Origin of the sequence: Streptomyces anandii JCM 4720 (assembly GCF_014650655.1) — a bacterium.
Classification (GTDB): Bacteria; Actinomycetota; Actinomycetes; order Streptomycetales; family Streptomycetaceae; genus Streptomyces; species Streptomyces anandii.
The window spans coordinates 45695-56629 of the sequence record NZ_BMVJ01000012.1 but is presented as its reverse complement, the minus strand read 5'-3'; the positions used below and the strand labels follow the sequence as shown (position 1 = coordinate 56629).

At 68.4% G+C, this 10935-nt stretch carries 15 protein-coding genes; 2 read left to right on the top strand and 13 right to left on the bottom strand.

Features of this window, described 5'->3' with window-relative positions:
• From IE249_RS21785 to IE249_RS21770, 4 genes are all read right to left on the bottom strand, one after another.
• Nucleotides 1-244 (bottom strand): hypothetical protein (locus IE249_RS21785; protein WP_189707028.1); only part of this gene is annotated, 244 nt, incomplete at its 3' end.
• Nucleotides 241-489, bottom strand: coding sequence for a ribbon-helix-helix domain-containing protein (locus tag IE249_RS21780; RefSeq protein WP_189707025.1), 249 nt, complete (start codon nucleotides 487-489; stop codon nucleotides 241-243). The genes IE249_RS21780 and IE249_RS21785, both read right to left, overlap by 4 nt.
• Before the next feature lie 919 nt (nucleotides 490-1408).
• Entirely contained in the window at nucleotides 1409-2029 is a 621-nt protein-coding gene (locus IE249_RS21775) for a hypothetical protein (RefSeq protein ID WP_189707023.1), read from the bottom strand.
• A 46-nt stretch (nucleotides 2030-2075) separates the two neighbouring features.
• Nucleotides 2076-2774: a Z-ring associated ZapG family protein gene (locus tag IE249_RS21770; RefSeq protein ID WP_189707021.1), complete on the bottom strand. Its 699-nt coding sequence runs from the start codon at nucleotides 2772-2774 to the stop codon at nucleotides 2076-2078.
• Between the two features lie 223 nt (nucleotides 2775-2997).
• On the opposite strand from IE249_RS21770, the gene IE249_RS21765 reads away from it, so the two are divergent.
• Nucleotides 2998-3717 (top strand): hypothetical protein, encoded by a 720-nt coding sequence (locus IE249_RS21765; RefSeq protein ID WP_189707019.1) that lies wholly within the window; start codon nucleotides 2998-3000, stop codon nucleotides 3715-3717.
• 368 nt (nucleotides 3718-4085) lie between these two features.
• On the opposite strand, the gene IE249_RS21760 is transcribed toward IE249_RS21765, so the two are convergent.
• From IE249_RS21760 to IE249_RS21725, 8 genes are all read right to left on the bottom strand, one after another.
• The gene (locus IE249_RS21760; RefSeq protein WP_189707017.1) at nucleotides 4086-4637 is read right to left on the bottom strand and encodes a hypothetical protein; all 552 of its coding nucleotides are present in this window, start codon (nucleotides 4635-4637) and stop codon (nucleotides 4086-4088) included.
• A gap of 247 nt (nucleotides 4638-4884) precedes the next feature.
• Nucleotides 4885-6483, bottom strand: a complete 1599-nt coding sequence (locus tag IE249_RS21755; RefSeq protein WP_189707015.1) for a DNA primase family protein — start codon at nucleotides 6481-6483, stop codon at nucleotides 4885-4887.
• Entirely contained in the window at nucleotides 6480-7454 is a 975-nt protein-coding gene (locus IE249_RS21750) for a bifunctional DNA primase/polymerase (RefSeq protein WP_189707013.1), read from the bottom strand. Before IE249_RS21750 ends, IE249_RS21755 begins: the two co-directional genes overlap by 4 nt.
• 264 nt (nucleotides 7455-7718) lie before the next feature.
• On the bottom strand, nucleotides 7719-7895 hold the full coding sequence (locus IE249_RS21745) for a hypothetical protein (RefSeq protein WP_189707011.1): 177 nt from the start codon (nucleotides 7893-7895) through the stop codon (nucleotides 7719-7721).
• Nucleotides 7896-7965: 70 nt separating this feature from the next.
• The gene (locus tag IE249_RS21740) at nucleotides 7966-8310 is read right to left on the bottom strand and encodes a hypothetical protein (RefSeq protein ID WP_189707009.1); all 345 of its coding nucleotides are present in this window, start codon (nucleotides 8308-8310) and stop codon (nucleotides 7966-7968) included.
• A gap of 119 nt (nucleotides 8311-8429) precedes the next feature.
• Nucleotides 8430-8567: a hypothetical protein gene (locus IE249_RS21735; RefSeq protein ID WP_189707007.1), complete on the bottom strand. Its 138-nt coding sequence runs from the start codon at nucleotides 8565-8567 to the stop codon at nucleotides 8430-8432.
• Nucleotides 8568-8592: 25 nt separating this feature from the next.
• A complete protein-coding gene (locus IE249_RS40075) occupies nucleotides 8593-8853 on the bottom strand; it encodes a helix-turn-helix domain-containing protein (protein WP_373304426.1) in 261 nt (86 codons plus the stop codon).
• A gap of 38 nt (nucleotides 8854-8891) precedes the next feature.
• Nucleotides 8892-9140 carry a helix-turn-helix domain-containing protein gene (locus tag IE249_RS21725; protein ID WP_189707003.1) on the bottom strand — a complete coding sequence of 83 codons (249 nt, stop codon included), beginning with the start codon at nucleotides 9138-9140 and terminating at the stop codon, nucleotides 8892-8894.
• 231 nt (nucleotides 9141-9371) lie between these two features.
• Here IE249_RS21725 and IE249_RS21720 point away from each other — a divergent pair, with 231 nt between their 5' ends.
• Nucleotides 9372-10598, top strand: a complete 1227-nt coding sequence (locus IE249_RS21720; protein ID WP_189707001.1) for a tyrosine-type recombinase/integrase — start codon at nucleotides 9372-9374, stop codon at nucleotides 10596-10598.
• Nucleotides 10599-10762: 164 nt separating this feature from the next.
• On the opposite strand, the gene IE249_RS38065 is transcribed toward IE249_RS21720, so the two are convergent.
• Nucleotides 10763-10935: helical backbone metal receptor (locus IE249_RS38065; RefSeq protein ID WP_229859024.1), on the bottom strand; the 173-nt coding region annotated here is incomplete at its 5' end.

Below are 10935 nucleotides of genomic sequence, written 5' to 3'. Positions count from 1 at the left end.
CCGTGGCGACCGCGTCCCCGGGCCACGTGGTGAAGCTGGCCACCTGGCCGTGAACGAGCGGGCTGCCGTGGGGCCGCAGCTGAACGGTGAGCGTCAGCGTGGCGGGGGCGTCGGCTCGCTCCGGCTGGTAGGTGGCCGCCGCGTCGCGGACTTGGCCGGGGTTGACGACGACCGTTTCCCCGGTGGCGGGGAGGCGGAAGACAAGCGCGACGGCGGTGACGCCGTGGGTGAGGTCGGAGGTCACGGCGTGGGCTCCTCGTCGACAAGGCCCGTCGGGCCGAGGGCAGCGGCGAAGTTGAGGGCGCGGCGAGGGGCCACACCAGGAGCGGGGTGGGCGCTCAGCCAGTTCTCCAGGAGGCGGCGCGCGGCGTTGGCCCGCGTGCGCTTCTCACTGGCCGCCCAGGCGTCGACCTGGTCGCGGACCTCGACCGGCACATACGTCGTCAGGCGCACGAGGCCGCTCCCCGTGGAGCCCCTGGAGTTGGCCACCGACACCTCCGGATCGTCGCGTTCATGACAAGTCAATCTTACCCAAGTAGGCCAGTCTGTACCACAAGAGAGTGATGTCTGATATGAGGTGGTCACGACGGTGACGGGCGAAACCGCGAAGCGGATGATGGCACTGGGTGGCCGGGTGAAGGTGGCACCTGACCTGACCTCAACACGACCCGCACCCTCCGCAAGACGGAAGCCGATCATCCGCCCCGAGGTTGGTCACGAGACCGTCACGGAACGCCATTTGTGACGCAGCTCACATCGCGAGTTGTTGGCGTTTCAGGGATCGCTCAAGTTGTTAGTGGGTCCATCAGGTTGAGTACCTGACGGACCGTCAACTCGCCAATCGAGTCGTCCGTTGCCCCGCTCCGGGACCCGTGGAGCGTCCCGCCACCGTCGCACCTTCCGTAGACTCGTGGCAAGCAGGAGGAGCCCCGAGCCCGGCAGGTTTCCTAGGCCTACACGCCGGGAGGGGCTCCCCTGTGATGCACCTGCACGTCTCGCGAACGATCGGAGCACCAACGTGAATGGTAGTCCAATGCCTCTCGGCTCGTCGGGGTCTCCCGACCCCGCGTCCGGAGGCTCCCCCGCTGGCCGGCCGCCGTGGCGGAACCGGTTCGTCCGCCGCGGCAAGCAACTGAGCAGGCGGTTCACCCTCGGCGTCGCCTACGGCGCAGGAACGGGTGTCGGGGGCTTCGCGGTCGGCTACCTGATCTGGTGGCTTCAGTCACGGTAGTTCGGAAGCGGTAACCAGTGGTGGGGCTCGTCCAGGGGGCGGGCCCCACTCGTGCGTTCAGGTGGAGGGGAGCAAGCGCGAGAGCGTCACCGAGGGCACCGTCACCCATCGCCTGGCCAGGGCACCAAGGTCGACACCGAGATCCCAGCGCCCGCCGCGGGCGAGCTGGCCGCCCACCTACAGGGTCCGCACCCGCGGCGCCTGCGGCACGTCCACCTCGTACGGCACCACCCACGGGTCGAAGCCGTCCCGGCGGCAGGTGAGGACCAGGCGCATCGGCTTGTTCAGCCACTTGTCCCGCCAGCGGGCCTCGCGGTCGTTGCCCTCCCACCAGAGAGGCGCCCGCGTGCGCTCCAAGGCGCGAGGCTGGCCGGCACCCACGCGCAGCTGGAACCCCGGCATCACCTGCCCGTTCGCGTCGGCGCCGTTCACGTGGGGCACGAACCGGTACGGCCCCCACACGTGTGCGGCCACCTGCTCCGGCGCGGCGCCGCCCGGAAGCGTGGGGGTGTAGTCCATGTCGTCGCTCTGCCTGACCTCCACGCGGACCTCGTCCAGGTAGCCCAGGGGCAGCGGGCCGGCCAGGTGCACGCTGAGCGTGGCGCGGTCCCCGTCGCTCCGCTCAATCGTGACGTTGAACTGCGGCGTGAGGTCGGCGTGCCAGCGCTCCCGCTCGATGCGGGCGACCGCGTCCGCGGTGGCGTTGGCCCGGCGCGCGGCCAGCCACGCGCCACCCGTCGCGACGGCGCTGAAGACGGCCGTCGTCCCGGCGATGATGGAGGACCACGGTGTTCCCATGGAGCGGGAGCGTAGCGGGAGTTGAGGACCTGGGATGCGCCGCCCCTCAGTGGTGAGTGCCTGTGTACCAGGTCACGACCACAACGCAGATCACAACGGCAATCGTCACCGCAACCGCGGTCCGAGTGCTCGCGCCTCGCGGCGGCGTCTCCCCCAGCGGCGCGGTGGGCATGGGGCCTACACCCGCGGCCGTGACCGTGCCCTGAAGCAAGGCTGCGTGAACGTAAAGCGCGTGACGCTGGTCCCAGGTGACCTCGCCGTCCGCCTGGCGGCGCCCACGGTGCAGGTCGCCCGTCGCCAGACGGCGCCAGAGCCGCCCGGCGACGTCGGTGAACTCGGCCACGCACAGGAAGGGGTTCGGCTCCTCGCCGTTGACCGGCAGCGAGTCCGTCACGGACGCACCGGGGCTCAAAAGCCCGTTGAGCGTCGGTGGCGAGAGCGCCTGCTCCGCGTAAGCCAGCGACACCCCGGTGAAGGGCTGCGTGCTCGCGTTCGTGACGGTGAGCCGCCAGAGGGCAACTGACGGGTCGAGAGTCGACGGCCGCCTGCCCACCTTCACGATTAGCATCGATGCGTGGAGGGCCGCCTCCCGCTGCTCCATCTCCATCTCACGGACGCGCAGCTGCGTCTCTCGCTCCTCCAGCTCACGCGCCTGCTGCCGCTGGTGCCGAAGTCCGGCGTACGTCAACGCCAGTCCCACGACGCCGACCACGGCGCCGATGATCCCGAAAACGAGCTCCCCCATGGCCGTCAACTGTGGCGAGCCGTGCCGGGGTTGTCCATCGAACAGCGCCGCCGAACGATCCGCGTCAGGGGAACCGACGTGAAGGTGTGCCACGAGCGCCCTCAGGTCCGGCGCCGCCCAACTCGCCCTCACGCGCCGCTTACTGGTAACAAATCCGTCACCTGTTACCCCCTCGGGTGGGCATCTGGACGCGATCGGACCATCAGCTCGGCATACTCCTGCCATGGCCGCACCCCCGGTGATCGCACGCACCGCCACGTACCACCACACCCGCGTCGGGCGGACCGAGCTGGACAAGCTGCTCCTGGTGGTCGGTGACGGCGCGCCCGCCGGAACGGTGTCGGTCAAGTGCACCGTGGGCAGTGCCCAGCTCCAGGAGGACACGCTCGACGACCTCATAGCCGTCCGGGCGGCGCTGCCCCCAGTGTCCGGGCGGACACCGTGGGACAACCTCACCCTCGAACGAGACGAGGGCCCGGCCAGGTACGTCGGCGTTGAGTTCAAGGACGGCGTCGTGACGGTGACGGTGCGTTCGGTTGACCCGATCTGGACCCACGGCCAGATGCACCGGCTGGGTGAGATTCTCGAAGAACTGGGTGGACGTCCCTCACGGGCCGTTATCCGCTTCAAATCCACGATCATGTATCTCGCCCTGACGGTTATGACAGGTGTCGCGGTCGGTCAGGCTCATGAGACTCATAAGGCTCATAAGGGGAACTTCGGAGTTCTGCTGACCATGTTCATCCTCGTCGCACTCATCACCGTAGCGGTGGGGATCAGCGAGTGGCTGGAGCGGAAGAACCTCAAGCCCGTGCTCAACCCGCCTGGGCTGGTCCCATGGGGCTCGCCGTGGTCACGGCTGTCGACCACCGACCGCATCGCCCTCGTCGGGGCGGGGTTCGCGGGCGTGGCCGCCATCGCCGCGGTGGTGGCCCTCATCTGACGGGGCGTGCACGACTGAGACGCGAGAGCGGATGAGGGGGCGGGTCGAGGGGAGGGAGACCCCTGAGAGCGCGCGAGAGCGGTGAAAGCCTTGCGCGCGTAGTGGCTTGGTATACCAAAGAGATCAACCAGCCTCGTGCCCCTCTCGCCCCCTCTTGCCTGGCCCGTGCCTGTTACCCCAGGGTCGGCGCGGGACGAGGCGAGCGGGTCACCTGGCCTGCGAGGGCAGGTAGCCAGGGCCAGGGCGCAGCGTCCCGTTCCAGCGAGGCCGGCGGCGAGCGGGGCGGTCGAGCGCTGACCGTCAGAGCGACGGTTCCTTGCACGGCTGAGGCCAGGGCGCAGCACGGGCGTTGTGGCGACATCCGTGACCTACGGCCGCGGGGCCGCGCGCACCGTCTCCCGGGAGGCCGTCAGAAAGCCGCGGCGCGCCATGTCCGCCTTCTCTCTGGCCTCGCCGTACGCCTCCCAGTCGGGCCACTCCTCGCTACCCGCCTTCGAGCGGACGGCGTCTCTCAGTACACCCAGCGCGTCTGCGAGGTGAGCGGAGGCGTCATCCACGCTCTTCGGGCCCAGCAACTCCACGCGCTCGATCGCTCGCTGCACCGTCTCGGCGATCTCGTGGGTCTCGATGTAGATCGACTTCTCGCTCTCCTCCCACCCGTCGCCCTCGAAGGTCTCCGCGTGGTAGTGCTCGCCCTCCCAGTTCTGGACCCTCTCGTTGAACCGCTTCACGCCGGTGTCCCACGCCTCCAGAAGCGCCACGTAAGCCTCCTGGCGCTGCCCTCGCAGCCACTGCCCGTGCTCCACGGCGGCCTGGTCGGTGACCTGCCGACGCCCCACGACCACGCCGGCCAGTACCCCGACCAGCGCGGCAACCGCCGCGATGACGGCGGCCACGACTGTCCCCCACTGCTCTCCCATGCGGACATCCTGCACGGTCAGCCGGTGACCAGGCGCAGCAAGGGCGTTGAGGCGCTGGCCGGCCTACACAGCGAAGAGCCGTCTCACCCTCACAGGGTGAGACGGCTCCGGCCACGACGGCCTTCTCGCTGTGGACAAAGATGACGGCCGCCGCTCAGGTTCCAGTGGTTCCAACCTTTTGGGAAATTCCTCTAATCACTCTTCGCGAGAGAGAAAACCTAGAGGTTGGAACCACTGGAACCTTTTCTCACGAGTGCTCAAACGGGGCTATCTCGCCAGTTGCCTCCGCGAGCTCCACGGTCTCGTCCGCCTCAGTCCGCCAGCGCAGCCCGTGCCACCCTTGGTAGCTGGCGGGCAGGTCCATCGCGTCAACCCGAGTGGACAACTTCGCGGACTTCTTGACCTTCTTCTTCTCGACATCCACGCCCTGGGCGGCCCAGTACGCGGCGAACCGCTCGTTGACGACTGGTGTGGACCAAGCGCGCTGTCCGCGGCCCTCGATGAACGCGTTGAGCGTGAACGAGATGGCGTCTGCGTGCACGTGCCGCCCTGGGTCCGGCACCAGGTGCTCCCGGCAGAACGCCACGAGAGGGTTGGACCGCTCCTGCCACGTCTCGCTGTCCTTGAGGACGCGCTCGCTGGGCTCGCCGAGGGTTCGAGGTTCCCGCTTCTCGTCGCCCTGGTACCAGCGCACGGCGCCCTCCACCATCCACGCGAGGATCGCCTCCCACACGCCGTTCTCACCGAGCTTGATCCGGTCGCGGAGGCCGATCTCGCCGCGCCGGTCGGTCACCCTGGGCTCCGGGAGAGCGTCATACTCGTGGGGCTTCCGGAACGTGTAAGGCCAGTGCAGGCGCAGCAGGCGCCGCCACGTGCCGTGGTCCGTCTCCGCCACCATCGGCAGGTAGTTCGCGTTCACGAACAGGGAGTGGCTGGCGTCGAAGGTCAGCCAGTCCTTGTGCATCCGTCGGCCCTTGAGCTGGCTCTGAGTGAGGTTCTTGATCGACCGAATGCTGAGGTGCTTGCCCTCCGGCAGCTCCTCAATCACCACCAGACGCGCGCCGAGAAGGTCCACGATCTCCGTGGGGTGCTGCTTGTCCGCCTCCGCGCCGATCAGCGCGTCGTTGGCGATGACCGCATAGTCCCCGAGCGCCCTCTGCATGCCGGTGAAGAGGGTCGACTTTCCGTTAGAGCCGCCACCGGTGCCGAACATGACCGTGTCGTCGTTGACGTGGTAGCCGGTGAGCGCCTGGCCGAACCGGAGCTGCATGTACGGCAGGGTGTCCTTCGGGATCGCCTGGAGGGCGACGGTCCAGTCGTGGTGTGTGGCACCCGGCTTGTACGCCACGCCGGTCAGCTTCGTGAACTTGTAGCGAGGCTCGTACGGCCGCAGCTCACCAGTGCGGAGGTCGACCACGCCGCTCGGGGTGTTCAGCAGGTCGGGGTGCGAGTCGAAGTCTGACGCCTGGCCGGCCACGCCCTCGATCGCACTCGCCAGGGAGACGACGCTGCTGAGCTTGGCGGCGGTCTCGTAGCGCCGCCACGAGGCGGCCACACTCGTTGCCTGCTGGGCGGTGTCGCGGTCGTCATCCCGCTGAGCCTGGGCTGCGATGGTCAGTGCAAGGGTGATCTTCTCCCCCACCCAGAGGCGCGCGGCCTCCCGCGTGGTCTTGTCCGGGACCGACTCCCAGCGCTGCCCGTTGTCCATCAGCCAGCCGAGCGTGGTGGTGTGCACGAACCGGTCCTTGAGGCGTTCGTGGGCGAGCGCCACCGCGGCGTCAGCCTCACTCGCGGGAACCTGTGGCAGCCTCGGCGCGGTGGCGAGGGGGTTCGTCGTCTCGGTCACAGCGTGTAGCCGCCCTTCTTGCGGTCCCAAGCGGAGTGGATGGTGTAAATGGCCTTCGCGGCCTCGCGATCATCGGTGGGGCGGGCGGCGTCGAGGATGGCCCTCTCCACCGGCTCGTAGGTGTAGCCGTACTCGAACAAGTTGCAGGCGCACTGGAAGATCGCGAGGTTCCAGCCGCGCTTGATCTCGTCGGCGTGCCGGACCACCGCCAGCTCGCGGTTGACCCAGCGGTCGAGCAGGGAGCCCTCGTCGCCGACCTTCACCGCCTCCCGCGCCTCCCGAGCAAGGTCCAGCAGCTCCTGGTGTCGGCGGCCACCGACAGGCAGGAGACGACGGTTCAGCTCACGTATGAACTGGGCCAGCCAGTCCGGGAGAACGGCCGCCTCACGGTCATCGGTGACCTCGTAACCGGGCGTGGGTGGGGCCGCCACCCAGAGGTTCTTGCCTGCGATGACGTCCACGGTCCAGTGCTGGCGGTGGTGCTTCATGGACACCGGAAACGCCGAGCTCTGCCGGAAGTAGAGGTGAGTGCCGCCGCTCGGGGTTCGCACCGTGTACGTCGCTGGCACCTCGTGGCCAAGCTCCTCCGCCACGCGTGCGAGGTCGTCAAGGCCGTGCACCGTCTCACCCGGCTTGAGCGTGCGCTCGTTGCCCTCGCCCTCGAAGGTGGCGTCCGTCTCGCGGACGTCGCAGTCGACGAAGACCAACCCGGACTGCCCGGACAGGATGCCGACGTCGTGACCGCGCTGGAGCTCTCCGAACAGGTCCTCCCAGGTGGCGTGGACCTTGCCGGACCAGTACAGCTTGGCGTACTTGACCTTGTCCTTGGGGGCGCGCTCCGGGAGCTTGACCAGCGCCTGACGGTTGCGACTCTCCGTCTTCCGACTGACGGGAATGTGAGACCACTTGGGGTTCCAGTTGGCCGGCGGTGAGGTGTCTGCGCGGGCGCTCTCGCGGCTCTGGGTGTTCAAGTGCCCCTGAGACGCGGTAGAATGACTACTGAGAGTCACGATTGACTCCATTCGATGAGGTGCTGAACCTCGTGTGGCGCGGGGTGGCAGTCGCGCCGTACGGGTCGTGGTCGAGGCGGGGTGATGTCCCGCCAGGCGAACCAGGATTGAGACGAACGAGCCCCCGCAACCGGCTGGTCACCGGCTACGGGGGCTCCGTTCGTTCCTGGGTGTTGCGGTATTGCCTTTCGCGCCACGGTGAGGGGCGCGGGGTCTGTAGGTGGGTCAGGCAGCGGTCGCGGTCGTCAACTGCTTGACCGCGTCCTCGATCACCTGACGCATGAAGGCGGCGCGGGTGAGGCGCCGTTCGGCGGCAAGACGACGAATCGTCAGGTCCATGTTCGGGGTCATCGGCACTCCCGTGATGACGGTCTTGCGGTCTTCTGCGGCGATGGTGGGCATTTCCTACCTCCTGAGATCATTTTACCAACTTGTCATGACCTCGTACACTTCAAGTGATGATCACTGCTTATCAACTTCGGGACGGGTTCACGCGGATCGTCACCGCCCGCGACGCCATGCGATGGTGCTCCAGCTCCGCCACGAGAGCGGCGCTTGGCCGGCCGTCCCAGGACAGATCGGCGTCCATCTCGATCAGTACTCGCTGCCTGCACGGCCCCTCGCAGGCCAGGCAGTCACCGCGCTTGAGCTTCTTCGTGGTCGGCGGGAACTTGGGAGCCCGCCGCACCTCCGCCAGCCGCCTCAGGGCGCTCACTTCATCCCGCGACAGGCCGAAGACGACCGCGACGCGGTTCGTCCGGCACCACCAGGTCCCGTTCAGCGCCCTGTAGCCCGCGAGGGAACGGCCGTTGACCATGACGCGCCCCTTCGCCCTGAACTCCGTCGAGAGCCAGTCTCGGCAGGCCGCGACGGACCCGAGGCCGACCTTTGAGCAGTACCGGGCGACCGTGTCGAGCCCGACGTGAGCCCCGGGGGTCACTGGCCGGCCTCCGCCAGCCCCAGAACCTCGCCAAGCTGGTCCAGGAGGACTCGCAGGGTGCCCACGGACAGCTCGGCATCGTCGAGGGCCGTGAGCGCGGTCACCGCGTCCTCAAACTGGGTAAAATCAGGCATGGTTGACGTCGTCTCCCGCCGTCGGTCAGTTGAGAGCGGCGCTGTCATCGCCGCTCAAAACGCGGAAAGCCGCCCCGTCTGGGGCGGCTTCCTGTTCCTGGTCATCATTGTGCACGAGTGAGGGCGGGCCTCCTGGTGGAGATTCCGTGAGCATCGCCCGCTCCTCCAGCCACGCGACGGGCACTCGGAGCTGCTGTCCCACCCTGGTCGACGGGATCGTGCCCGCGTCGATCGCTCGGCGCACCGTTCGCGGGTCGACGTGGAGCACCTCCGCCGTCTCCGCCACGGTCGCGAACCACCGACCGCGGAGGCGAGCGGCGGCGTTCACCGCTCCGCGCCTTCCTGCTCGTCTCGGAGCTGCGCCAACACCTCGTAGTACCTGACCGCCGCGTCACGGTTGCGAGGCAGGTGACGCTCCTTCTCGCACCGGTACAGCGTCACCCGAGAGATGCCGCCGACTCGCTCGGCGAGCTTCGCGGGGCTGAGGCCGGCCTTCTCGCGGATCTCCCTCGCGGTGCCGTTCTCCAACCACGTCAGCAGTCGCCCGCGACGCGTGTCCGTTGTCGTGTCCATGATCCTATTGTAACTATGAGTGAGCAACTCGTCCAGCCTCTGACCAGGGAATTGTGACTCTCCGTGTTCACTTACTACACATGTTGCGGTAAAATTAGGGCCAGGGGGCAACGCAACGTAGCCGTCCCCCGATCGGGAAAACCCGGGAAAACGAGAGTCCCCGTCAACAACGGAACGGAGAATGTCATGAGCACGTCAAAGAAGCCGCGTCGCAGTCCAGGAGAGGGTGGCGTGTACGAGTACCGCCTCCGCAACGGCGAGAAGCGCTACTACTGGAAGGCCACGATCCAGGTTGGCAACGAGCGCAAGCCCGTCGTCCGGCGGGGCTTCAAGACCCGTCCGGAGGCCGCGAAGGACATGCGCGAGGCCCTCAAGAAGAGCGACGACGGCATGTACGCGGACCCCGGCAGGGTCACCGTCGGCGAGTGGCTGGACACGTGGCTGGCCGGCCTTCGCACCTCCCCCGGCACGCGGCAGTCGTACGGCCAGATGATCCGGGTCACGCTCAAGCCCCGCATCGGGGACGTGAAGCTGGCCAAGCTCTCGTCCACGCGCATCAACGCCCTCTACCGCGAGCTGGAGGAGAGCGGGAGCACCAGAGGGACGCCGCTCGCGCCGCGCTCGGTCCGTCTGGCCGCCGCGGTGCTGAGCATGTCTCTCAGGGCCGCCGTGGAGGCCGAGCCGCCGCTTCTCAGCAAGAACCCCGCCGCCAGGGCCACGCCGCCGCGTCTCGACGGTCAGGAGGCCTCCACGCCCCAGGCGTGGTCATCGCAGCAGCTCGACGCCTTCCTTACCTGGGCAGCGGAGCACGACCAAGAGCACGTGGCCCTCTGGTACGTGGCGGCCACGACCGGCATGCGCCGCGGGGAGCTCCTCGCGCTCGACTGGCGGGACGTCAAGGGAGACGTCATCAGCGTCTACCGCAACGCTCGCCCTGGGCCAGGCGGAAAGCCCGTTCTCGGGCCGACGAAGACCCGCAAGTCCCGCACCGTCGACCTGGACGACGAGACGGTGGCGGTTCTCAAGGCGTGGCGGGCCAAGCGGGGCGGCGTGCACCTCGGGCTCGTCCGGGACACCGCGCCCATCTTCGGGAACGAGAACGGCCAGCGGCTCACCCCCAAGACCGTCAGCGCCGCGTTCGACCGCGCCGTGGCCCGGTGCCGGAAGACTCTCGGGGAGGACGCGCTCCCCCGCCTCACGCTGCACGGCCTCCGGCACACGATGGTCACCATCTGGCTCACCGCGGGCGTGCCGGTCAAGGTCGTCGCGGAGCGCGCGGGCCACACGGTGGCGATGATGCTGACCACGTACGCCCACGTGATCCCGGGCTCCCAGGCAGCCGCCGCGAAGCAGGTTGCGGCCCTTCGACGGCAGGCCTCGCCGGCCAACGGTGATGCCGCTGCCGACAGGCCGAATCTCAGGGTCCTCAAGGGTAAAAACCCTGGTCAGAGCGCCTGAAGAGTGCATGATCAGTATCACTGAGGTATCACGGGCCTGGAAAACGCCTGGTCGCAGCCCTAGGACCAGGGGCAAAGACATAAACCAAGCTTATGCCCCGACGGAAGCAGACCCCTGTTCGCCGTCCGGGCCGCGGGCGGTGGTGCGCGCCGGGCGCGGGCCGGTCAGCTGAGCGCTGCGCGCAGCGCCTCGCCCAGTACCCGCGGCGCCTCGGCGAGCGACGGGCCGTACCACGTCAGGTGCCGTCCGCCGACCAGGGCGCACGGCAGACCGCCGAAGGCCTCCGGTCCGTCGTCGGCGGTGAACCGGTAGGGCTCGTCGGGCAGGACGACCAGGT